Source organism: Bacillus shivajii (genome assembly GCF_020519665.1).
Taxonomy (GTDB): Bacteria; Bacillota; Bacilli; order Bacillales; family Salisediminibacteriaceae; genus Bacillus_CA; species Bacillus_CA shivajii.
Genome location: NZ_CP084703.1, coordinates 1,929,436 through 1,951,966, shown reverse-complemented (window position 1 = coordinate 1,951,966; position 22,531 = coordinate 1,929,436). Strand labels below are relative to the sequence as shown.

The following is a 22,531-nucleotide window of genomic DNA, read 5'->3' as shown; positions in this document are numbered from 1 at the left end:
ACTTATAGTTTCGTCTATAAAAATATAGTTGAAACTGCATATCCCGTTTCGCTTGGCTTTTTGTTTAGTTTTCAAAGGTCAATACGTCGTTTCTGCGACAAAATCTATTGTACCACAACACGAAATTCTGCGCAACACCTTTTTTTAAAAAGAAGAGAAGATGTTTTTTGGCAAGTTATGTGTTTTTTGACGACAAGATTTATCTTAACACGTTTATTGATTCCGCGCAACAGTTTTCCCAAAAGAAATTCTGTCGTTCTATCGTGAAACGGTATTGTTTCAGCGACAAATATCATCTTAACACATTATAAAGTTCTGCGTAACGTTTGTTTCTTTCCTTTGTTTTCGCGCAGATATATGAATTTATCATAAAAAAAGTAAAACAGCAAGGAGCTGTCACAAACTTTTTTTATGATTAAGAAGTAAATCGGATTAGATTTAAATAAACATAATATTCATTTCGTGTTCTTTCTATTATATACTTACCTCTTTACACGACCTTCATACACAACATAAAAAAACTAATTGCACGCGTAAGTATGTTTAAGCTTTAACCATTTGAGAATTGATCGATATCATTTATCACACTTTTCAACACATCAATAGATTCCACTGCTTTTTCATCATATTCTAAACTATGATTAACACCTGGAATTAATTTTGTGGTGATGTTTCGGTTTTCCAAGACGTTAGCGAATCGTTCTTCTGTGTAACAGTGGTCTTCACTTCCAATAATACATAATCCTTTATTTTTACTATTTATGATTGCCTGTAAAACTTCCTCTCTCTGAATTAACGGAGTCATCCAAATGGCTTTTGCGCCCTTTAAGTTTTCTCTATTTAATTCAGAACTCATTGCAATTGTACCGAGTGATTTCCCAATTAGAATAAGATTCTCGTATGATTTATTCATTAAAACATCATCAATGACAGTTTTTACATCTAATTTAATTGCCTGACTTATTTCTTCGATAGTATAGTCTTCATAGACTTTGCTATTGTATTGATAATTAACTTGTAAAACATCATACGATTTATTTACGAATACTCCTGTTGAGTAATGAAGAAGAGGTGCCTGTGCCGTATATCCTGCCCCTGGAAGAATAATTGCTAATTTGGTAGAACCCCCTCCCTTGCTCAATAACGTATAAGGAACATCTATTTCTTTGTACCCTTTAACAATTTTTGTTTCAACATTATACATGTCAATCCCCTCCGCCTAAATTATGTGTTTAGAAGGTAATAGGAGCGTGAGAACCGCCTTTAATATACTCACGCTATCAAATGACCGTTAAGATGAGTGCCCTTACTCCCATTTTAAAATTTCCTCTCGAACTCGTGGGGCAACTTCTGTTCCTAATAATTCTATGGAGCGCATGACATCTTCATGTGGCATCGTTCCTAGTGGACAGTGCAACATAAACCGTGTGATACCTACGTTTTTACGTAAATGAATTATTTTTTCAGCGACTGTATCTGGATCACCGACATACAGCGCACCTTCAAAACTTCTTGCTGCGTCAAAGCTTGACCTGTCGTAATGGCTCCAGCCCCTCTCGCGTCCAATTACATTCATAACATGTTGTGTAGAAGGGAAAAATTTGTCCGCCGCCTTTTCTGTACTTTCTGCGATAAAACCGTGCGAATGCGAAGCAATAGGTAAATTTAAAGGGTCATGGCCAGCTTGAGCGGCTGCTTTTTTATAAAGTTCAACGAGTGGGGCAAACTGTGTTGGACGTCCACCGATAATTGCTAACACAAGTGGGAGTCCGAGTTGTCCAGCACGAACAACAGATTCTGGATTTCCGCCACTGCCGATCCAAACTGGTAATGGATTTTGTACTGGACGCGGGTATACACCACGATGTTGAATAGCAGGTCTATGCTTTCCTTTCCAGGATACGATCTCGTTTTCTCGTAATTTCAACAATAACTCGAGTTTTTCATTAAATAGCTCATCATAATCGTGTAAATCATACCCAAACAGCGGAAACGATTCGATAAACGATCCGCGTCCTGCCATGATTTCAGCTCGTCCATTTGATATTCCATCAACCGTTGCGAAATCTTGAAAAACACGTACCGGATCATCAGATGAAAGGACTGTTACAGCACTTGTCAGTCGAATTCGCTCTGTCTGTGACGCGGCAGCAGCGAGTATCACTGCAGGAGACGATGCGGCAAAATCTTCACGATGGTGCTCACCTACTCCAAAAACATCTAATCCGACTTGATCGGCCAGTTTAATTTCCTCAACAACTTCGCGAATTCGTTGTGCGTGACTAATGACCTCGCCAGTTTGAGCATCTGGTGTTGCTTCAACAAATGTACTAATCCCTAGTTCCAAAAAGCATCCTCCTTCATATCTTCAGCTAACATGTAAGCAGATTTCTTTATATGTAATAATCTTATTTTGCTCCTTAGGGTGAGTGATTTCAAGTGAGAAGCATCGGGGCGGTTCTTGTGCTTCTTCTCGTGTGTGTTGATTCCATCTCACGTGCGATATTTCTGTCTTGCGTGCGATGATTCCTTCTCAAGTGCGATGAATTGATCTTACGTGCGGTGAAATGTTATCACGTGCGGTGATTCGCTCTCAAAAAGGTGCCTGCTCCCAGTGAGTTAAAGTTTTAACGCATTGGGGGCCGGCACCCTTCAAAGGTACTTTTTTTATTTTTTTTCCTTTATCGCCTTAAAAACGCTACTTGTTTCATTCTTGTTGTTTAGTTTTTCGGCCAGTCCATGGATTTCTGCCGTCTTATTCTTTTTCTTATTCGGTCTTATCATTAATAGTGCAGCTAGTGCTGCTAAGACACCTAAACATGCTAATACGATATAAATAACGTTTGGGATGTTTTTCATCATTAGCGCAATAAGTGGGGGGCCTGCTGCTACTCCTATATATCTCATACTTGTATAAACAGAAGTAATCGTTCCCCTTTCTTCCTTTTCAATACCTGCAGTAATTAAAGAATCTAAACAAGGAAGTGACATCCCAATCCCAATACTTGCGATTGTCATCATCGTTAAAATAAAGAATAATTTTTGTTCAGGTTGAATAAAGACCAGTGAACCAAAAACGAACATATACCCTGCAAAAATTAGCCATTTCATTAAGGTTTTACTACTACCAATTTTCTTTCCAGTGAAAAATGCGGCGGTACATAAAAACAGAAGAGGCACAGCTAATATGAGGCCTCTATTTAATCCATTAATTTGATACTGATTTTCTAAAAGGTTGGATAAATGAAATTGAAACCCAAACAGGACAAACATACTAATAAAACCGATGAGGAAAACACCAACTAACCACCCGGCATTAACTTTAAAAATATAGGTTAATTTCTTAAAGAACAGCCCAAATTGTTTTTTCTCCTCTGGCTCTTTTGGAGGCTTTACAAGAAACCCAACTAATAAAATGGAAATAAGCGTAATTGCAGGAATGACAACAAACGGAAAAAACCAGACAATCAACGCAAATAAGGATCCTAAAATAGGACTTAGCACTTTCCCCAATGTATTAGATGTTTCAATGATTCCTAAACCTTTGCTTACTTCTTTTTCGTCATCAAACATATCACCAACGGTTGGGATGACAACAGGAAATGCTCCTGAAGCACCTATCCCTTGAATAAATCTGCCAATTAAAATATAGATATAAGGATTGGTTAGTTGCCATGCTGCAAACGCAGCAATTGCTCCGCCAATTGCCGTTAAGATTAAACTGGGAATGATTATTCTTTTACGTCCGTATTTATCTGATAAATATCCTGAAAAAGGGATAAGAACAATAGCAACAACGGAATACACCGTAATAATGAGGCTCGATTGAAATGGTGTAATATCAAGTTCTCTTTCCATTGTAGGTAATACCGGTATAAACATTGCATTCCCTAACGTGACGATCAATGGTATTGATGCGAGTGCGATGAGATCTATTTTCTTCTTCACTTTTCAAATCTCCTTTACGTACTACCTACACCATAAACAACGTTCCCATATATTTTGATAATCGTTATTCAAAATTATTCAATGTAAAGGGTTTACCTAGAAATTGGTGAATTTTCGATGATTTCATCTTTCAGAGGTGAACGAGAACCCGAGTTAGGCGAAAAAAATACAGCCCAATTTTTATACATTGGGCTTCTAAAAAGACGATTATTTCATGTTTTGTCATTGCTAAAGGACACCTCATATTTACGTTTATCCACTATCTTGTCATACCATGTTCCATTTAACCCGAATGGTGTCAGTCGCGGTTCATTTTTTTACCGTTCTGAAGGCAAGTGACCGTTTATGGGTGAATGAATAGCTATCCTTACAAATGAAAAAAGCCCGCCATATTTGCGCTTTCACCCAAATTGGGGCTGGCATCTTAACTGAGGCTTTTCTTACTGGTAAGGTTGTTTATTTTTCTCCTTTTTTTGCATCCATAAAAATAAGTTCGTAATCAGTTTAGATACAATGAAGAACAACATATAAAATAGAAAAAGATGAAAATAATTGATCCCTTTGTACATATGGAAAAAATGGAAATTCACCATAATCGGTTTCATGATAAAAGCAAAAAAGGCAGACAATAACAAAGAGTATAGATAAATATTTTTATTTGTTTTCAACGTCCATTGATATAGAAACATAAAACTTATTGGAACGAGCGAAGCGTCTAAGACAAAGCTAGGTAAAAACGGGACAAGCTGATAAGGGTATTCCCATAAGCCTAGTTTAATCCCAACGGAATTTACGTATTGAAACCAGACGTGATAATTAAATCCGAAGAAGCCAAGTAATAATATATTTTTTCGATCAATTGACGTGAAAAATACAATGAGTGGAACAATCAACATTAAAACGACTCCCCAGAACTGCCAAGTACTTAAGTTAGAAAATGACTGCCAATATTCGATTTGTGTATTGCTTAATTCTTCAACCATCGTTTTAATTTGCTTCAAAGCTTCAAATTGTTTTTTCATCATTTACCCACCCTGATGATTCATATTATTATCAGGTAATTTAACCTTATTTTTCATATGCTATTCCCCCTCTCGCTACGAAGTGTGAACACGATTGTGGTCAACCTCTTGCCTTTTAAACGAACAATTGAAAGTGAAACTGCCTGACCCCTAGTACGTTAAAACTTTAACGCATTGGGATCAGGCACTATAAAAAAACGCGAGAAATATCATGTATATAATCGGCGACATCGCATTGGAAAAACCGTGAGCAAACCATGCCGCTAAAAAGCCATATTTTAGAAAAAGGTAACTGTATAGTAGCCCACCTACAAAATAAATCGGAAATGCTACCATATCAGGGCCGTGCAAATACGAAAAGAAGCAGGAAACCGCAATAACCCATGTCATGATGATGAGTCGGTTTTCTTCTAGGAATATTTTATTATATAAATGGCTTGCATTTGAATGGATGGTCAGCGCAACGCCTGATAATTGACTACCGTCTTCATTGGTCATAGCGTGTAAAAAAACATACGGGATAAAAAACAGAAGAAAGAACCGAAAAAGAAATTCTTCATTAAATGGGGCCAGGACACTTGATAATGTAAGCATTCCAATAATACTCAACTCATCACCTGCAACATATTGGTTACTTCCGATGCCAACTTTTTCACCTTGAAAAAACAACGGCAAAAACATGTATGCGTATGTAACAAATAATTTAGTAAGAACGAATAATATCGGCAGTCCGATTATTAGGTGCAATTCCTTCGTTTTTACAAAGACTTCAAAAAAATGTTTTCGAAGTGTCGGGAATACAATGAGGAAAAAGATGATTGTAATAAACGGTAACGTAAACATATCGATATCACTTGCTGTCATACCGAGCTTTAAATGTCCATTTAATAAATACATGGTTGTTATAACGACAATGGCCACAACTGTACCTGCAATGACTCGTAAAACAAACAGCGCGTCCCCCTCCTTTTGACTTTTTACCATCATACTTGTACAAACATACAATTATGACAAAACTAAAGTGCCAGTCACTTGTCGAATTCGACGTAAGTCGACAAGTGACTGGCACCTTTTTTATTTTGCTGTATACTTTTTGATCGCTGGTAAGATTTCTGTTCCAATGATCTCTAGATTTTTTTCAAGTCTCTCAAATGGGACGCCACCGAAATCGATTTGTGCGATATAACGTTGGTGACCATAAACTTCATGTTGATAAAGGATTTTCTCAATGATTTGTTGCGGACTGCCGATATTCATGACATTATGCGGATCGACACCTTGTGCATACGCTTCTTTTGGGAAACCACGGCCATTTGTTTTTTTCATTCCTTCATTAATATGTGGGTATGTATCTTCAATTGCTTGCTGAGATGTTTCAGCAGCATAGAAGAATCCTGCCGTTGCAACGGGTAACTCCGCTGGGTCGAAGCCACCTTGTTTTGCCGCTTCACGATACGCATCAATCGAGCGTTTGAAGCTCATCACATGTCCTCCTAAATGAGCAAGGAACATCGGTACTCCCGCGTAACCAGCTTTGATCGCACTTCCAGGAGAACCACCTACTGCACGCCAAATCGGCATGGATCCATTTTGTGGACGTGGTAAAACTTTCGCGTTTTTTAACGGAGCCCGGAATTCTCCTTGCCAATTGACCACTTCATTTTCATTTATTTGACGTAACAGATCAAACTTCTCTTCAAACAATTCTTCATAATGGTTAATGTCATAACCTAGTAGCTCAAAAAGACCGACACGGGAAGCGCGACCACAAACGATTTCTGCCCGGCCTTTTGAGATTAAATCGATCGTTGCGAAATCTTCGTAAACGCGCACAGGATCTGACGTACTAATAATCGTTGAGGAACTTGCAATTTTTATTTTACTCGTCGCTTGCGCAATCGCTGATAAAACAGCCGTATGAGCTTGGGTTGCAAAATATTCTTGATGACTCTCACCGACACTGAAAAAATCAACACCAGCTTGATCAGCGAGCTTTGCATAGTTAATAATTTCGTGAATACGATCCTCCGCTGAGATTCTTTCTCCTGTTGAAGGATTTGGTAAATGGTCACCTAACGTGTATATGCCAAATTCGAGTCCTTTACTTTGATCTATCCGATACTTTTCCAAAACAGTCACCTTTCCTTTTTGGAAGCGGGGGGACGGTTCTTCTGCTTCCTTTTTGTAAGATATATTCTTTTTATAAGCACATTATAAATTGTAAGTAGAATGATTGATATTATTTTGCTTGAAAACCCAAGACATTTTTTTATGGCCTAATTCTCCTTAAACCGGGACATATAACTATACCTTGCCTTTAGAAAGTCATAGTATGTAGTATCACGAATAAAGGAGGTATTATTGTGAGTCACGGTTACCACGGTTTTCCACTTGTGTTAGTTCTGTTTATCTTGTTAGTGATTGTTGGGTGCTTCTGCACATTTTAAGAATCACTAATGAATAAGGTTGTAAGTGACAAGACTTTAATCCCTTTTCCCAAAAATATTATCATTAGAAAATAACATGGCAGGTGCCTCCACCTGCCATGTTTTCATTTAAACAATTAAACCGAAAATTTTTCCATCAGAGTTTGTAATGAAACAAGTAAAGCTTGGGATGATAATAAGGTACATATTAAATGGAGGTGTCAATAAATGACAAAGCGTAACAATCAAGGCAGCGAAAATCAAAGCTCACCAAAAAGAGGTGGACAGTTAGATACTGAATTTGGACAAGAAGTAGCGACTGGTGATAACAGTAAAGGAAACCATAGAAACGCCAAACGTAATAGCAAAGCTGACTTAAAGAACCCAAATAAGAAAAAATAACCGTTAAAGGAACCGCCCTCCGGTTCCTTTTCTTCATTCATTTACTTCAACAATCATTCCTTTTTCCTTCATTATTTTTAAACATCCCTAAACAAGCTTTCACTAGTAAATCAGTACCCCAGTTTTTATTTCTATATTGAAAACAATATTAGCAAGTCTCGTCAATTTTCATTTTATAGTCTTATAGACGGAAATGACGATCAGTTCCGCTTATTCTTCTGTTGTTATAGTATAATAGACTCTTAAATTGTTACATAAATATAATATATCTATTACGAAGTTGTCACACTTGGCTGTTATTATTGGAAATAACTATTTTTCTAAAATATCTGTTACATAGATAGAGAAACGATTTTCACTAGGGGGAAAGCTGTGTGTTAAAAAAACTCACCATTATATTTTTGTTCAGTGGATTGGTACATTTATTTATCACTGGCGGAGTTTTTGCTACAGGAACATTTGAAAATGAGGAGATACAGATTCAAAATGAACGTCAAGCGATTCAATCGGAGCTTGATGATGCTGAAAGTTTACTTACTGAACGAATATTAGAGCGTGAACAACTAAATAGTGAGGTTTCTTATCTCGACGAAACGATTAAAGCGAAAGAAGAAAAAATTGATGGGATCGAAAGCAAAATTGAGGACAATGAAAATGAAATCAACCATTTAGAGTCTGAAATTAACATACTTAAAGAAGATATTTATCAACGTGTCGAATTATTAAAAGACCGAGCGAGATCTTATCAAAGAAATGGAACGAGTACCGCTTCGTATATAGAGGTTATTTTAGGAGCACAGAGTTTTGGTGACTTTGTTAGTCGAGTATTTAGTATCGTGCAAATCGCCGAGGCGGATAATCATTTCATCGAACAACTTGAACAAAGACAGCAAGAGCTTGCAGATGTACAAAGTGATTATGAAGAAACATTACATAAGCTAGTCAACCAAGCCATTGAACTAGAAGATATGTATGAAGAAATTGAAAAACAGCGAGAACAAACGATTCAGTTAAGAGATAAAATGAAAGAAAATGAGGAAGAACAAGAAAGACTTGTTCAAAAATTAATAAAAGAGGATAAAGATTTAGCTTCTCAAGAAGAGAGCGTCCGTAATCAAATCGAGGAATTACGTCTTAAGGAAGAAGCACGTTTAGAAGCTGAAAGGCAAGCTAAGTTAGAAGCTGAAAGAGAAAAAGAAGAACGCAGTAACCGTTCTGATTCAGTTAGTAGATCAAACGATGGGCAAAATTCTGATTCCAATGGTGGTAACTGGAGATCGTTCACAGCTACAGCATACACTGCATATTGTGAAGGCTGTTCCGGTGTAACGAGAACCGGAATTGACTTACGAGCAAACCCTAATGCAAAAGTCATTGCCACCGATCCAAGCGTTATTCCACTAGGATCACGTGTCGAAATTAAAGGGCTTGGAACATTTTTAGCTGCAGACACTGGTGGTGCAATTGTCGGAAATAAAATCGATATCTTTATGAATGACCGCTCTGACGCATTATCATTCGGAAGGCAGACCGTGCAAATACGCGTGTTAGACTAATTGAAATGAATGGAACGCTTCAACTAAAATTAGTTAGTTGAAGCGTTTTTTATTTGGGTAAATAACCCGACTCACGTGCGGTTATCGCATCTCGTGTGCGATCATCCTGTCTCACGTGCGGTAAGCTCGGCTCACGTGCGATTATTCCGTCTCACGTGCGATTATTCCGGCTCACGTGCGATTATCCTGTCTCACGTGCGGTAATTCTGTCTCACGTGCGGTAATTCTGTCTCACGTGGAATTATCACCATTAATTCTAAAAACTATTAATGAATACCTATTTTTTTATCATTTTGCTCATATTGTACCAAACAACTCCACCATGAGTAGAATCGGAAACTCCTTCATTTACATACCCGTGTTTTTCATAAAAAGAAATTAAGTTGCCTTTGCAAGTTAACGTGATCGTTTCGCGAGATTTTGCACTTGCTTCTTTATCGAGATGTTGCAGTAACGCCCTTGCCACCCCTTCTCGTTGGAACTTTGGGGAAACAGCCAAACCAAGAATGCTTTGATGATGTCCGTGTGTGGGGTTTTTGATGATGTTGGTGAACAGATCATCTGTGATGTATCGTGTTTGAATGACAGGGCCATTTATATACCCTGCCACTTCGCTATTTTTTTCAGCGACAAAAAAACTGTCCGGGATCTGTTGAATCCGTTGTTTAAATGCCTCTTCCGTTGCGGCTTCTTCTTCAGTAAAACATTGGTTTTCGATATGTATTAAAACAGGTAGATCTTCGTCATTGACGTTTCTTATTGTTAACATCGTCCTTCCCCCCTTAAGTATGAGACGGTTTTCGTGCTTAATCCGCACTTTTTTAAATTCATCTCCGCATAAATTTTAACATATGAAATCCCCCTGACCATTATCGTCCAGGGGGAGTTATGTGCCTTCTTGAGATGTAAAGCGTGCATTCATTATCATTTAATTCCTTCCTTCAACCGTTTGACTTGATGCTCTGTTAGTCTTGTAACTTCTACGATTTCTTCGACTGGCATTCCTTTTGACAACAACTTTTTTGCTACTTTTACCTTCGCAAGTTCTTTCCCTATACGAAAACCTTTTTCCATGCCTTTTCCCTCGTATGAAGTCATGATCTCCATCATTTTGTCTCCTTAATCCTCTATTATATTTCTTTTTTCAATTGCTCAACTTGTTCCTTTGATAGGCCTGTTACTTCAACGACTTCTTCCACTGGCATTTCTTTTGACAACAATTTTTTTGCTACTTCTACCTTCGCAAGTTTTTTCCCTTTACGATATCCTTTTTCCATACCTTTTTCCATACCTTTTCGCTCATATGAAGTCATGATCTCCATCATTTTATCTCCTTAATCCTCGATTTATATTTCTTCTTTCAATTGCTCGACTTGTTCCTTTGATAGGCCTGTCACTTCTACGATTTCTTCCACTGGCATTCCTTTTGACAACAACTTTTTTGCTACTGCTGATATGCCTTTTTCCATGCCTTTTCGCTCGTATGAAGTCATGATCTCCATCATTTTATCTCCTTAATCCTCGATTTATATTTCTTCTTTCAATTGCTCGACTTGTTCCTTTGATAGGCCTGTCACTTCTATGATTTCTTCCACTGGCATTCCTTTTGACAAAAGCTTTTTTGCTACTGCTGATATGCCTTTTTCCATGCCTTTCTCCATACCTTTTCGCTCATATGAAGTCATTATCTCCATAATTTTATCTCCTTCCTTAGGACTCATTGCTTTCACCTCTTCTTGAAATTGACGTTCTTCTTGTTCGTTCAACTTTAAGTATGTCTCAAAAAAACCAGCGATCATAGTTTCTCGTGCTTTATCTAATTGTAACCGTAAAAGCATCCGAAAAAACTCTTTCTTCACTTCTACTTTCTCACTATTATTATATCCCATTTTACTTAGTAATGCTGCAGCGACAGGATTATCAGAAATAATATACCTTCTCCAAGGTTGCTTTTTCAGTTCAACGGTCAAGTAGTGGAAATCTAATGGTTGGAAAAATGGAAAGTTTATTTGGAAGGTGTTTGGTTCATCTCGTTGATGGTTATAACTAAAGATTGCTATAGGTAGAATTTTGCGCCGATATTTTTGATAGAGACGGCTAAAATAAATAAACATACGTTCGTTGAAAGCTTCTTGCTCATAAGATTGCGGTTCAACGTGGACAATGATAAGTCCCGGCTCCCCTTTTAACTTCACTTCAACGACTAAATCAAGACGGAATTTGTCCCCTTCTGTGACATCAGTAAATAATTCTTCGGAGAGGAATCGGACTTCACTAAAATCTAAATGTTCATAAACATCCTGGAAAAACAAGAGTATGAATTCTTCAAAAAACGTTTCGATCAACTCTTTGAATAGCCTGTCGTGATCTAAGCGGTCTTTCGTCATATCACCATCTCCTATAAGAACGTTCGTTTGTATATAAAATACAACGAACGTACGTTCTTGTCAATAAAAAATGTAAGAGTTAAGGAAATTTTATTTTCTTACATTAAAATGTTCACCCAAGTACGTTGGCGGAACGTAAAAAACGCATGAGGTTTGTTCATTGAACCCCCCATGCGTTAGTTGATCTACTATTTTTTTGACTTTACTAGCTCAATATTTTTCACTCTACTACCCGTAAAAGTAAATCCAGTTACCACACCGTTTTTTTTCTTAAATTCAACCTTATAAGGAAAGAAAATATTTGTAACAAATGTATCTTCCTCAATTTCGTATAACGGTTGGTCGCCATTTCGTGAGTGTGACAAGTGCAAAACTCCATCTTTTTCAACAACTTCATAAGTTGTATCAAGCTCACTACTTTCATACCTACCTTGATATATGGAGCTTTCTGGTGATTGAAAGGCATTCAGTTTTTTCAAAGGAACCAGCTTGTCTTTTGTCTTAAGGACACTATTTTCACCTAAATATAAGTCGAAATTTAGGTGCTCAATGTTAAAATGGTTGCCTGAAATGTGCTTTAATGGTGCCTCCCCATAAGGGTTTCTCAAATGAAGTTGACCATCTTTTAGCGTGATATCAAAAGTCATGAACATTGCATCAGATTGAGGGAAGTAGAAACCCGCGAGATCTTCTAAATTCACTTCTTCCGTATACTCTTTCGGGCATTCGTCACTTTGTTTTTCCTTGTCGTGTTCAAAGACGACGTCAGCGACAGCTAACGAGGCATCTTTCATTAACATGTTTTGCGTATTGGAAAAAATAACAATATCAACATCATCTTCTGTAAAGTGCATGACAGCACTTCTGTACGCTGCATCTGCTCCTCCGTGCTCGATGTATTTGTGACCATTATATTTACCAACAAATAGACCGCCTGCGTAACTACACTCTTTCCCATCCGTTAACGTAGGGTTTTCAGCCATCAACGTAAGCGTCTCATCACTGCAAATTTTCGGCGAATGATAATTTTCTAGCCACTTTAAAAAATCAGACGCCGTTGTGTTCAAGCTCGTCGCGCCGTATGTGCCATAGTTTAAGACGCTGTAGACAAAGTTGCTAGTTCCGTCATCATGATATGACTTCGCCTTATGCGGGATAACTTTCCAATAGTTATCTTTAAAAAATGTGCTCTCCATCCCTAACGGTTGAAAAATCCTCTCTGTTGCGAATTCATTCAACGTTTTCCCTGATAGACGTTCCACAATTTCTGCGAGCAGCGTAAAGTTTGAGTTACTGTAAAGAAATTGTGACTGTGGCTCGAAATTAAGATGTGTTTGCTTGCCGATCAAAGATAGTGCATCTCGTTGCGTGATCGTATCAACGATTCTTACACCACTTAACCCTAACAACTCCCATTGGTCTCGAATACCACTCACGTTATTCATCATCTGGCGGATCGTGACCGGCTCTTCGAAGTTTATGTACTCACCGACATACTTTCTTACGTCATCATCAATGTTCAACTTCTCGTCCTCTTGTAGTAAGAGTACACACATGACTGTCACTTGCTTCGAAACGGATGCGACATGGAAAACCGTTTCATCTTTCACTGGAATTTCATGCTCAATGTTTGCATAACCAAAGTTTTTCTTATAAATGAGCTCTCCTTTTTGTCTCACAGCGACTTGGCCACCAGGACATACTCCCTCTTGCCACTTCGAAAAAATAGCATCAATTCTCTCTTCAATTTTGTTCATCATCAGCACCTCCGCGGAAGCATAGGGACGGTTCTCCCGCTTCCATGAAATATTCTTATTAATGATATATTTCGCGATTCGAAGGAAATGTCCTCTTTTTTTATAGACAGGTACCAGGGACTTGTCGAAATCCGACAAGTCCCTGGTACTTTTTCATTCGTAGCAAAAAACAATTAGCGTATGTATGGTGCTGTTAAGACATTTTTCAAGGAGTGATTGGACGATGAATTGCAGTTATTGCGATGGCAAAACCAATGAAATGTACAAAGTGAATCAATTAGGTAAAGCCTTTTGTGGCAACGATTGTTATGACGAGTATATGAGTGAATGCGATGAGGCACCAGATGACATGAATCACCCTTATATTGACGACTATGAATTAATGCGGTTGAACTATATTGATTGGCTGGAGAACTGGGAAGCTGACTTACTAGCCGTACGTGGAATACAGGTCATCCTAAAAGCTGACGAAATGCTTGATACAATCGATGAAGTGTTTGAGGAGTATTCGGACTACTACCGTGCTGAAGGTGACGACGGGATTTTCGCACATGAGATTTATTTATATATGTTGAAGTTTAAAGAACTGCAGAAAAAAATCATTGAGTGGCGTCCGAAACGGCAACCACCTAATCAAAACGTATGTGCTGTTTGTCAGTCGATATTTTCAGTTAAAGTCCACAGTAAAAGTATGAAGAACGATGATGCTTTGTTTTGCGAAAAATGTAAACAAGCCTACTATCCTGGCATCTTTTCTGAAGGAGAACTAAAAAGGGAGATGGAACAATACAATAATTTAAAGGGGCTTCAAGCCCACTCTAGAAAAAAAGATTGGCCATATTTTTTACGGAAAATTAAAAGGTCATGCCGTTATCATGACATTCCTTTCCCTGACTGGATTGACTTAAACTATGAATTTTAACCATTTTTTATGAGAGGAGCTGGTTTCTTGATCTATGAAAAGCTGAAATGTGATTATAAGCCGTCTTATGCTGCGAATCTCGAAAGTCGCTTACATGACACTGGATTTTTACAACAGTACGGAAATATTATACAAATGATTCTTGACTCAAATGAATATTGGAATAAGCTTAGACAGCGTGTCGATTTTCTTGTCTATTCTTATGTATTACATTATAATGAAGCAGCTTTTTGTCCAAAAGAAGGCTACTCTCTCTATGCCGATTGGCTGTTCGAATCAATTGAAGAGGAAATTAAAGGGCTTCGTTTAAATATCGAAGAAATCTTGATCGATGAGTTGTTTCGAGAGTTTACGAGAAGAATTAAAGGAAAGTTTATTTATAGTGATGATAGCTATGAGTATTTCACGGCTCCTTACTTTAATGACCAAATTTATTACGAAGGGATCGACCAAGGAACCCTCTACTTAGACCAGCTAACCGAAGATTTGTTTGATGAAGCACTTGAGGAGTTAATTTGTAAGATCCAAGTGAGAATGTCGGGTTAGGTAAGAGTACCAGGGACTTGTCGAATTCGACAAGTCCCTGGTACTTAGCAAAAGTTTTCTAAGTCCTTATACATTTCCTTGTACGGGTAAATATAATCCCCTTTGCCGTCCCCACGTAACAATTGGCTCGTAAAGACACTTAAAGGAGTTTGAATGATTGTATTTAAATCAAGTCGATCTATAAAAAACTCGATTTCTTTACAAATCTGATTTACCCTCGCAACAGTTGTTCGATTTTTTGTTTTCCCATAAAAAAACTGCTTTGAATGCTGGACATATTTGTCGATCATTTCAGCTTTTATGCCTTCTTCTTTAAACGCTTGTTTAACACCTTCAATAAATAGCTCTTCTAGATTTTTATAATCTTTTGCTTTTAGACCATATAACACAATGGTATAACGATTTTTGTCATTGACCAATACAATCGTTTTTTTCCTATTAAGCTTGATGAGATTCGCGTGCCATGAAAATAATGGGTCTCTCCGCCTCAAAAATCTGTTTTATTTTCATCTCATCAAGAAGTTTCTTCGTACATTGTATATACATTTAATCAGTCTCCCTATCGTTTTATAACCCCTCTATTCCTATCATCACAGCTGAAGTTAGTTTACCATCTATAAAAAAACGAAACATGAATCAACGTAATATATTTTTATGGTGAATTCATTTACTCCCCTATATGTAACTACCCCCACATTTAAGAATAACCAATTAACGAAATGCGTATTTTAAGAAGTGACATGTTTTACGATGCAGATAAAAGGAAAGAGCATTTGTGTGGAAGCAGAAGAACCGTCCCTTCGCTTCAAAATCCATGGAAGCAGTGGAACCGTCCCCTCGCTTCTGAAAAGGTGATACGATGACTGATATGCAACTTGTTTTTCTCATTTTAATAGCGACGACGATTTGTTTTTTGATCCCTCGTTTTCGAGCGGATTTAGTCGCCATCAATGCTTTGCTCGCTTTATTGTTAACAGGGCTTATTACCGTTCCTGAAGCGTTTGCTGGTTTTTCCAATAGCGTTGTCATTATGATCGCTGCGTTATTTATTGTGGGCGCAGGCGTTTTTCAAAGTGGCTTAGCACAAAAGGCTGGAGACTTGCTCGTTAACAAGACCGGCAACAGTGAGTGGAAATTAACGATGTTTATGTTCGTTCTAGTGGCTGTGTTAAGTGGTTTTATTAGCAATACAGGGACCGTGGCGATCCTGCTACCAATTGTCGTTAGTTTGAGTCGCCAAATGAATCTTCACCCTGGCAAACTTTTAATCCCATTAGCCTTTGCTAGCAGTATGGGTGGCGCATTAACGTTAATCGGTACAGCACCAAACTTAGTCGCAAGCCAAAGTCTACAAGATGCGGGATATGGCTCTCTTTCATTTTTCGCATTTACACCCGTCGGTATCATTATGTTATTAGCTGGAATTGCGTATTTATGGTTTGTTGGTCGTAAAATGCTTGATAAGCCAGTCGATAAGAAAAAAGGTTCAAAAGAAACGTTTGATGCTGATCAATTAGTTGAGCAATACGGGGTAGCCGATCATATTTTTGCGGTAAAAACACCGAACGACAGTGCGCTCATCGGAAAAACAATTAAAGAGCTTCAGTTACCGAGTACATACCATATTACGGTTTTGGAAGTGATTAAAGCAGAATCGTCATCATTGAAGCGCTTTACTTCGTGGAACCAACCGCAGAGGATTACAGTCGATAAAGGTTATGAAGTGGAAGCTGGCGATGTTTTTATTATTTATGGTGAAAAAGAAGCACTCGATAAGTTTATCGGAAAAACTGGCGTCGTGCTACAAAACGATGAAGCTTATCAACCTGAAGAATCTCACTTAGCCGAAGTCATTCTAACACCACAATCAAGGTTACTCAACCAAACGATTAGACAAGTAAACTTTCGTGAAAAATACGGTTTAACCGTTTTGGCATTAAAGCACCAGTACAGTGAGCCGAAAAATTTTAAAGAAGATGAAACGCTCCTTTATGGTGACTCGATCCTTGTTCATGGTAAATGGAAAGATATTAACCTTTTGTCTGCTGAAAAAAATGATACGGTCGTTTTAAAGTCAGCTGCTGAAGATACAGATTTAGTGAATGAGACAAAACAAAGCTGGATAGCTGGAATCATTCTACTCGGTATGCTGTTAGCCATGGTGTTTGAATGGGCACCTGCAGTGGTTGCGATTGTTGTTGCTGCAGTACTGATGATTTTAACAGGATGTATTAGACAAACTGACCAAGCATACCAAGCGATTGATTGGCAAACAGTTGTCTTAATCGCCTGTATGCTTCCGATGGCAACCGCTTTAGAAAATACCGGTGGCGTCACATTTTTATCTGAAGGCCTTATTCAAAGTTTAGGTGGAGTTGGTCCCCTAGCCGTACTTGCAGGTCTTTATGTGATTACCTCTTTATTCAGTCAATTTATTAGTAATACCGCAACAGCTGTATTGTTGTTCCCGGTTGCGATATTAACCGCTGAACAGATGGGTGTAAGTCCAGTGCCAATGGTCATGGCGGTTGCATTTTCATCAAGCATGGCATTTGCTACACCTGTCGCAACACCGCCGAACGCGATGGTAATGGCCGCTGGAAAATACACGTTTTTAGATTTTATTCGAGTCGGTGTGCCGTTACAAGTGCTAATTGCGATTATAGCGGTACTATTATTACCATTGTTTTTCCCTTTTTAATGGAAGCGTGGGGACGGTTCTCGCGCTTCTTTTTCCGTTTTAAGCACTTCATGTGCATGCGGTTGTTTGCTTGAGCGTTATTTTGTTTATATTTGGATGGACGTTTACTTGTGGCTTTCTTGATTTACTTGCGTCTTCACTCGTTTACTTGCGACTTTCCTCCTTTACTTGCGACTTCCAATCTTTACTTGCGACTTTACTCGTTTACTTGCGACTTTACTCATTTACTTGTGACTTTATCGAATTACTTGCGACTTTCTTGATTTACTTGCGACTTCACTCGTTTACTTGCGACTTCACTCGTTTACTTGCGACTTTACTCATTTACTTGCGACTTTCTTGATTTGTTCATCACTTTCTTGATTTGTTCATCACTTTCTTGATTTCTTCATCACTTTCTTGATTTGTTCATCACTTTCTCAATTTCTTCACCACACCACTAATTTTTGTACGCCTCACTTTCTTTCACGACTCCCCTTTTTTCTTCACATCTAAGAAAATTTTCTATAAAAATACGGGTTAACGTGTGTTTAATCACATCTTCATATTAGTTATGGTGTTATCTTAAAGATAGAAGTATATTCTGATAATGGTCTTTGACACCATCCACTCAACATGGAGGATTTTGAATATGAAGCAGACAAAATTACAATTACCTTTACAAACTCTGAGTTTAGTAGCTGGGTTTATGGTGTGGGTGATGTTATCTCCACTTATGCCTTATATTACAGAGGATATCCCACTTACGAATAATGAAATTGCACTCATTACAGCTTTCCCGATCATACTTGGTTCACTATTACGGATTCCGCTCGGGTATTGGGCTAACCGTTTCGGTGCGAGAAAACTCTTCTTCCTTTGCTTCGTCGCATTATTGTTACCGGTTTACTATCTGAGTCAGGCAACAACTTTTATTGATTTACTCATTGGAGGATTGTTTTTAGGGGTAGCTGGAGCCACATTTTCTATCGGAGTGACGTCATTACCTAAGTATTATCCGAAAGAAAAACACGGAACGGTTAACGCGATTTATGCGTTAGGAAACCTTGGTACGGCGATTACTTCTTTTTCAGCACCCGTTTTAGCCGGGTATATCGGGTGGAGTTCGACAGTACAACTTAGTTTACTATTAATCGCTTCGTTTGCATTGTTAAACTTTATTTTTGGCGATAAAAAAGAAGTGAAAGTCTCGACACCTTTAGTCGCTCAAGTAAAAAGTGTATACAAAAGCAGCAAACTATGGCTTTTATGTCTCTTTTACTTTATTACATTTGGAGCCTTTGTTGCTTTTACCGTTTACTTACCGAACTTTTTAGTTGACCATTTTGGACTTACTGCCATTGATGCTGGGGTGAGAACCGCTGGATTTATTCTGTTAGCGACATTAATTCGGCCGCTTGGTGGTTATTTATCCGATAAATATAATGCACTCGGTATCTTAATTGTTGTTTTTGCGGGACTCACTTTCGCAGGAGGACTGTTAGCTTTTATGCCAAACATTGTTCTCTATACAATTGGCTGCTTGGCTGTTGCATTTTTTGCCGGGATTGGAAATGGTGCGATCTTTAAGCTCGTTCCACTTTATTTTTCAAAGCAAGCCGGTGTTGTTAATGGACTAGTTGGTGCGATGGGTGGACTTGGAGGGTTCTTCCCACCAATTATGTTAACTTTCCTTTACAGCTTGACAGGCCACTATGCGATTGGTTTTATGGCGTTGTCACAAGTTGCACTAGCAAGTTTAATTCTAGTCATTTGGATGTTATACCAAGAAAAGCTCAGCCTGTCTCACCAAGCGATTGAATCTACGGTAGAGTCAGTGATGGTAACTGATACAAAAGGCTATATCAAAATGGTAAACCCCGCTTTTAGTAAAACCACAGGATTTGAGGTAGATGAAGTTGTTGGAAAAACACCGAGCATCATGAAATCTGGTGAACATGATGAAGAGTTTTACAAAAAAATGTGGGATCAAATTGATCACATTGGTTACTGGCAAGGTGAAATTTGTAATCGTAGAAAAAGCGGTGAAAAATTCAATGTGTGGCTAACGATTACACCGATTACAGATGAACAAGAGAATACGATTGGTTATGTTGGGATGTTTACCGATACCCAAAAGAAATTACCGGAATACAACCGAGAAGCAGTTGCTTTTTCACCATAATCAACTGAGAGTGGAAGTGCCGCCAATGGCCCTCCACTCTTTACTTTGTCTCAGGGTAATCATCGTATTTAATAATTGTACCTTCCGTATCGGCATGATTAAGGTAAATGAAACGTCTAGCGTCTTTATTAATTCTAAATGTTAGTGGTGGGAACCCTAACCCATTTTTAGAATCAAGACCCAAGACATTACATTGGTTGCCCATACGCGATCCGTGGTCTTGTTGCACGATACCATTGATGACAAAGGATGAAAATCAAGATCATATCAATTGCATCACCGCCGTAATACATGAGCATACCGCCAGCTTCCGCCTGTGCAGCAGGAACTCCTGCTGGTGGATAGGCGTAAATAAACTTCGATAAGATCCCGTGTCCTGCCAAGGCAAAAACAAAAGTAACCGCTCTATACATATAATTTGGTCGGCTTGATTTAGGATCGATATCAACCATCGCTACGGTAAAAGCATATCCTGCTAAAAATACATGTAAATGCACAAAAATATGGAGCAACATGTAATCGTGCATCGCCTCATATAGCCCCGTCGTATATAGTAACCACAACCCTCCGATATTTAGAACCGAAGCTACAACAGGATCGGTTACAAAACGAATGTATGAACTCTTTAACACTTTTGCGAGTCTTCTCGCATTTGTAACAGAAAGCGTTCGTAAAGCTAGAGTCATTGGTGCTGCGAGTACCATAAGAAGAGGAGCAAGCATTCCAAGCAGCAAATGACCAAGCATATGGACAGAAAAATCGTGATGAGCCTCTACTGCTAATGGACCTGTAACGGCAGCTATCGCACAAAGTGAACCAACGCCCCAAAAAAGTGTTCGGTAAAACGGCCATCTTGTTTTATCACGATTTGACGAAACAACGGCAATGATATAAAGAATGATGCCGATCAGAAAAGGTAAGCCAAGTACGATTTGCGGGATCGGTCCAGCGACATCATGGAGGAAGCCACTTTCAATATGATGTTCATGACTCATGACTGATTCCCTCATTTGCTAACTTTTCGCGTCTCGTTTTTAAAAGGAAATAAATACCGATAACGAGAATCGCAATCGCGCTAAGATTCCAAATGAAATCATAAATAATCACATTGTCAACATAACGGATTTGGTGAATTCTCATGACTTTGTGCTGGACAATACCATCATATAATTGAAAAGCACCTGCACCAAAGAATACTCCGCCCCACCACCTCGTTGGCCAAAGAGCTTGTCTTCTTCTTAAGTCTGCAAACATAAATAAACCGCCGATCGTTGCAAACCAGCTAAATGCATGAAATAAACCGTCTGAAATAAGTCCGAGGCTTCTTGTTGACCTATCGTAAAAATGGTGCCAATGGAGCAGTTGATGAAAGACAACTTCATCAAAAAAAGCAATTAATCCGAGGCCAAATAATATCCCCGACCATAAATTACGAGATGAATAAAGGTAACGTTGTTTATTGTTGTTGTGATCCATGAAGGTCCCTCTCTTTTGTAGATGATCATAACTTCATGGTTTCCTTTTTATGACAAATTATTCGGAGGGCCTGATCTCCCTATGCATTGAACAAGCCCTTTATACTTCACACATCAAAACTTTCACTACGTCTACCAGCTACTTCGCTAAATTTTTTTCACGTAAAAAAGTGGAGTTGCCCGTCATAGGCCCTCCACTCTTAATTTGTATTCGGATAATCACAGTATTCAATAATTGTTCCTTCCGTATCGGCAGGATTAAGGTAAATAAGACGTCGACCGTGTTTATTGATTCTTAACGTATCTTCTAACGTACGGATGCCTTGCTTCTCGAGTTCAACGAGGGCTTCATCGAGATTTGCCACACGATAAGCAATGTGGTGCACCCCTTTACCTTTTTGCTTTATAAACCTAGCAATTGGTGATGTCGAATTGTTCGTCGGCATTAATAGTTCAGTTCGATCACCATTCACTTCGATAATCGCGATTTCACTTTCAACGCCTGGCGCCTCACTACGATATCGATCAATGAGTGTACCACCGAGAACATTGGTATAAAAATTGATACTTTCCTCGATATTTCTTACTGCAACACCTATATGGTCTAGTTTTTTCTCCATCGAAACTCTCCTTATGTCATACATGCCTTCATTTTATCATAAACATATCATTTCCAGCTTTTTCAACCTACTTCAGCTTCGATTTTATTATAAAATGGTTGTTTACTAAGAAAATCGTGATTCGAAGAAGGAGTAGCCATGAACAACGTACGAGAAATGAACGATCAACAAATAAAGAACCATTATTATGCACTCATTCATACATCACGCAAAACTTTTAATGAACAACAAAAGATTGAAAGGGTTTTAGAAAGTCCAATACTCATGTCCTGTTACATGGTGCTTTGGTTATCAATGGGTTTTATCTTTTTCTTTTTTATTTGGATTGCTCCAAAGGAAGGCTTCCAGCTCTTTTTATTTTTTGGCCTTCCATTAATCATTCTCCTTATTACTACACGTTATTTAAAAAGACAGTGGCGACTCAAAGAACAAAACGTCAAACAAATTCATTATCAGCTTGATGTTTTTCGAGCAAAATTAAAAAAATCAGGTAAAGAAATCCCAGCATATACTTTTACGCATTCTATTTATTCGCTAAATGACGACGTACTAAATTCTCCGTTTGATGAATACCCTTACGATAGGTTTGAAGATTAATAGGTGAA

24 protein-coding genes and 1 pseudogene are annotated in these 22,531 nt (G+C 38.3%); 8 read left to right on the top strand and 17 right to left on the bottom strand.

The genetic code is table 11. The features are described 5' to 3' along the window. Window positions 1-550: 550 nt before the first annotated feature. The 6 genes from LGQ02_RS09530 to LGQ02_RS09505 all read right to left on the bottom strand — a co-directional run bounded on the left by LGQ02_RS09530 (window position 551) and on the right by LGQ02_RS09505 (window position 7,100). Window positions 551-1,204 carry an alpha/beta family hydrolase gene (locus LGQ02_RS09530; RefSeq protein ID WP_226517944.1) on the bottom strand — a complete coding sequence of 218 codons (654 nt, stop codon included), beginning with the start codon at window positions 1,202-1,204 and terminating at the stop codon, window positions 551-553. A 102-nt stretch (window positions 1,205-1,306) separates the two neighbouring features. Continuing rightward, a complete protein-coding gene (locus tag LGQ02_RS09525; protein WP_226517943.1) occupies window positions 1,307-2,347 on the bottom strand; it encodes an LLM class flavin-dependent oxidoreductase in 1,041 nt (346 codons plus the stop codon). Window positions 2,348-2,667: 320 nt separating this feature from the next. Continuing rightward, window positions 2,668-3,948, bottom strand: a complete 1,281-nt coding sequence (locus tag LGQ02_RS09520) for an MFS transporter (RefSeq protein WP_226517942.1) — start codon at window positions 3,946-3,948, stop codon at window positions 2,668-2,670. 440 nt (window positions 3,949-4,388) lie between these two features. Then, window positions 4,389-4,973 (bottom strand): CBO0543 family protein, encoded by a 585-nt coding sequence (locus LGQ02_RS09515; RefSeq protein WP_226517941.1) that lies wholly within the window; start codon window positions 4,971-4,973, stop codon window positions 4,389-4,391. 177 nt (window positions 4,974-5,150) lie between these two features. After that, window positions 5,151-5,957 carry a CPBP family glutamic-type intramembrane protease gene (locus tag LGQ02_RS09510; protein ID WP_226517940.1) on the bottom strand — a complete coding sequence of 269 codons (807 nt, stop codon included), beginning with the start codon at window positions 5,955-5,957 and terminating at the stop codon, window positions 5,151-5,153. Window positions 5,958-6,044: 87 nt separating this feature from the next. Next, window positions 6,045-7,100, bottom strand: a complete 1,056-nt coding sequence (locus tag LGQ02_RS09505; protein WP_226517939.1) for an LLM class flavin-dependent oxidoreductase — start codon at window positions 7,098-7,100, stop codon at window positions 6,045-6,047. Window positions 7,101-7,333: 233 nt separating this feature from the next. Here LGQ02_RS09505 and LGQ02_RS21385 point away from each other — a divergent pair, with 233 nt between their 5' ends. From LGQ02_RS21385 to LGQ02_RS09490, 3 genes are all read left to right on the top strand, one after another. Continuing rightward, window positions 7,334-7,417, top strand: a complete 84-nt coding sequence (locus LGQ02_RS21385) for a YjcZ family sporulation protein (RefSeq protein ID WP_226518272.1) — start codon at window positions 7,334-7,336, stop codon at window positions 7,415-7,417. A gap of 207 nt (window positions 7,418-7,624) precedes the next feature. Then, window positions 7,625-7,798 carry a hypothetical protein gene (locus LGQ02_RS09495; RefSeq protein WP_226517938.1) on the top strand — a complete coding sequence of 58 codons (174 nt, stop codon included), beginning with the start codon at window positions 7,625-7,627 and terminating at the stop codon, window positions 7,796-7,798. 374 nt (window positions 7,799-8,172) lie between these two features. Continuing rightward, window positions 8,173-9,354: a PcsB-like coiled-coil domain-containing protein gene (locus LGQ02_RS09490; protein ID WP_226517937.1), complete on the top strand. Its 1,182-nt coding sequence runs from the start codon at window positions 8,173-8,175 to the stop codon at window positions 9,352-9,354. A 277-nt stretch (window positions 9,355-9,631) separates the two neighbouring features. Here LGQ02_RS09490 and LGQ02_RS09485 read toward each other — a convergent pair whose 3' ends face one another. From LGQ02_RS09485 to LGQ02_RS09460, 6 genes are all read right to left on the bottom strand, one after another. Continuing rightward, window positions 9,632-10,123, bottom strand: coding sequence for a GNAT family N-acetyltransferase (locus LGQ02_RS09485; protein ID WP_226517936.1), 492 nt, complete (start codon window positions 10,121-10,123; stop codon window positions 9,632-9,634). A gap of 155 nt (window positions 10,124-10,278) precedes the next feature. After that, entirely contained in the window at window positions 10,279-10,464 is a 186-nt protein-coding gene (locus LGQ02_RS09480) for a hypothetical protein (protein WP_226517935.1), read from the bottom strand. A gap of 20 nt (window positions 10,465-10,484) precedes the next feature. After that, complete coding sequence (locus LGQ02_RS09475) at window positions 10,485-10,679, bottom strand: RpnC/YadD family protein (RefSeq protein ID WP_226517934.1); 195 nt, start codon at window positions 10,677-10,679, stop codon at window positions 10,485-10,487. 21 nt (window positions 10,680-10,700) lie between these two features. Further along, on the bottom strand, window positions 10,701-10,859 hold the full coding sequence (locus LGQ02_RS09470; protein ID WP_226517933.1) for a hypothetical protein: 159 nt from the start codon (window positions 10,857-10,859) through the stop codon (window positions 10,701-10,703). 21 nt (window positions 10,860-10,880) lie between these two features. Beyond that, window positions 10,881-11,741 carry an RpnC/YadD family protein gene (locus LGQ02_RS09465; protein ID WP_226517932.1) on the bottom strand — a complete coding sequence of 287 codons (861 nt, stop codon included), beginning with the start codon at window positions 11,739-11,741 and terminating at the stop codon, window positions 10,881-10,883. A gap of 188 nt (window positions 11,742-11,929) precedes the next feature. Continuing rightward, a complete protein-coding gene (locus LGQ02_RS09460) occupies window positions 11,930-13,501 on the bottom strand; it encodes a serine hydrolase domain-containing protein (RefSeq protein ID WP_226517931.1) in 1,572 nt (523 codons plus the stop codon). A gap of 220 nt (window positions 13,502-13,721) precedes the next feature. Here LGQ02_RS09460 and LGQ02_RS09455 point away from each other — a divergent pair, with 220 nt between their 5' ends. After that, a complete protein-coding gene (locus tag LGQ02_RS09455) occupies window positions 13,722-14,420 on the top strand; it encodes a hypothetical protein (protein WP_226517930.1) in 699 nt (232 codons plus the stop codon). Between the two features lie 27 nt (window positions 14,421-14,447). Next, a complete protein-coding gene (locus LGQ02_RS09450) occupies window positions 14,448-14,966 on the top strand; it encodes a hypothetical protein (protein WP_226517929.1) in 519 nt (172 codons plus the stop codon). A 44-nt stretch (window positions 14,967-15,010) separates the two neighbouring features. On the opposite strand, the gene LGQ02_RS09445 is transcribed toward LGQ02_RS09450, so the two are convergent. After that, window positions 15,011-15,385, bottom strand: a complete 375-nt coding sequence (locus tag LGQ02_RS09445) for a DUF6933 domain-containing protein (protein ID WP_226517928.1) — start codon at window positions 15,383-15,385, stop codon at window positions 15,011-15,013. 440 nt (window positions 15,386-15,825) lie between these two features. On the opposite strand from LGQ02_RS09445, the gene LGQ02_RS09440 reads away from it, so the two are divergent. Together LGQ02_RS09440 and LGQ02_RS09435 are read left to right on the top strand one after the other, a co-directional pair. Then, window positions 15,826-17,667, top strand: coding sequence for an SLC13 family permease (locus LGQ02_RS09440; RefSeq protein ID WP_226517927.1), 1,842 nt, complete (start codon window positions 15,826-15,828; stop codon window positions 17,665-17,667). 631 nt (window positions 17,668-18,298) lie between these two features. Next, window positions 18,299-19,831, top strand: a complete 1,533-nt coding sequence (locus LGQ02_RS09435) for a nitrate/nitrite transporter (RefSeq protein WP_226517926.1) — start codon at window positions 18,299-18,301, stop codon at window positions 19,829-19,831. Window positions 19,832-19,871: 40 nt separating this feature from the next. Here the strand turns inward: LGQ02_RS09435 and LGQ02_RS09430 are convergent. The 4 genes and pseudogenes from LGQ02_RS09430 to LGQ02_RS09415 form a co-directional block, all read right to left on the bottom strand. Beyond that, a pseudogene (locus tag LGQ02_RS09430) lies at window positions 19,872-19,973 on the bottom strand (glyoxalase); the annotation flags it as partial. A 46-nt stretch (window positions 19,974-20,019) separates the two neighbouring features. Next, window positions 20,020-20,826 (bottom strand): cytochrome c oxidase assembly protein, encoded by an 807-nt coding sequence (locus LGQ02_RS09425; RefSeq protein WP_226517925.1) that lies wholly within the window; start codon window positions 20,824-20,826, stop codon window positions 20,020-20,022. Then, window positions 20,816-21,307 (bottom strand): DUF2243 domain-containing protein, encoded by a 492-nt coding sequence (locus LGQ02_RS09420; RefSeq protein WP_226517924.1) that lies wholly within the window; start codon window positions 21,305-21,307, stop codon window positions 20,816-20,818. Before LGQ02_RS09420 ends, LGQ02_RS09425 begins: the two co-directional genes overlap by 11 nt. Window positions 21,308-21,506: 199 nt before the next feature. Beyond that, window positions 21,507-21,926 (bottom strand): VOC family protein, encoded by a 420-nt coding sequence (locus LGQ02_RS09415; RefSeq protein WP_226517923.1) that lies wholly within the window; start codon window positions 21,924-21,926, stop codon window positions 21,507-21,509. A 138-nt stretch (window positions 21,927-22,064) separates the two neighbouring features. Here LGQ02_RS09415 and LGQ02_RS09410 point away from each other — a divergent pair, with 138 nt between their 5' ends. Then, a complete protein-coding gene (locus LGQ02_RS09410; protein WP_226517922.1) occupies window positions 22,065-22,523 on the top strand; it encodes a hypothetical protein in 459 nt (152 codons plus the stop codon). The last annotated feature ends 8 nt before the right edge of the window (window positions 22,524-22,531 follow it).

Excerpts from the sequence above, each read along its gene's own strand:
- LGQ02_RS09530 (WP_226517944.1), bottom strand. The coding sequence starts at position 1,204 with ATGTATAATGTTGAAACAAAAATTGTTAAAGGGTACAAAGAAATAGAT.
- LGQ02_RS09515 (WP_226517941.1), bottom strand. The coding sequence starts at position 4,973 with ATGATGAAAAAACAATTTGAAGCTTTGAAGCAAATTAAAACGATGGTT.
- LGQ02_RS09510 (WP_226517940.1), bottom strand. The coding sequence starts at position 5,957 with ATGATGGTAAAAAGTCAAAAGGAGGGGGACGCGCTGTTTGTTTTACGA.
- LGQ02_RS09495 (WP_226517938.1), top strand. The coding sequence starts at position 7,625 with ATGACAAAGCGTAACAATCAAGGCAGCGAAAATCAAAGCTCACCAAAA.
- LGQ02_RS09485 (WP_226517936.1), bottom strand. The coding sequence starts at position 10,123 with ATGTTAACAATAAGAAACGTCAATGACGAAGATCTACCTGTTTTAATA.
- LGQ02_RS09480 (WP_226517935.1), bottom strand. The coding sequence starts at position 10,464 with ATGATGGAGATCATGACTTCATACGAGGGAAAAGGCATGGAAAAAGGT.
- LGQ02_RS09475 (WP_226517934.1), bottom strand. The coding sequence starts at position 10,679 with ATGATGGAGATCATGACTTCATATGAGCGAAAAGGTATGGAAAAAGGT.
- LGQ02_RS09470 (WP_226517933.1), bottom strand. The coding sequence starts at position 10,859 with ATGATGGAGATCATGACTTCATACGAGCGAAAAGGCATGGAAAAAGGC.
- LGQ02_RS09465 (WP_226517932.1), bottom strand. The coding sequence starts at position 11,741 with ATGACGAAAGACCGCTTAGATCACGACAGGCTATTCAAAGAGTTGATC.
- LGQ02_RS09460 (WP_226517931.1), bottom strand. The coding sequence starts at position 13,501 with ATGATGAACAAAATTGAAGAGAGAATTGATGCTATTTTTTCGAAGTGG.
- LGQ02_RS09455 (WP_226517930.1), top strand. The coding sequence starts at position 13,722 with ATGAATTGCAGTTATTGCGATGGCAAAACCAATGAAATGTACAAAGTG.
- LGQ02_RS09440 (WP_226517927.1), top strand. The coding sequence starts at position 15,826 with ATGACTGATATGCAACTTGTTTTTCTCATTTTAATAGCGACGACGATT.
- LGQ02_RS09435 (WP_226517926.1), top strand. The coding sequence starts at position 18,299 with ATGAAGCAGACAAAATTACAATTACCTTTACAAACTCTGAGTTTAGTA.
- LGQ02_RS09425 (WP_226517925.1), bottom strand. The coding sequence starts at position 20,826 with ATGAGTCATGAACATCATATTGAAAGTGGCTTCCTCCATGATGTCGCT.
- LGQ02_RS09420 (WP_226517924.1), bottom strand. The coding sequence starts at position 21,307 with ATGGATCACAACAACAATAAACAACGTTACCTTTATTCATCTCGTAAT.
- LGQ02_RS09415 (WP_226517923.1), bottom strand. The coding sequence starts at position 21,926 with ATGGAGAAAAAACTAGACCATATAGGTGTTGCAGTAAGAAATATCGAG.
- LGQ02_RS09410 (WP_226517922.1), top strand. The coding sequence starts at position 22,065 with ATGAACAACGTACGAGAAATGAACGATCAACAAATAAAGAACCATTAT.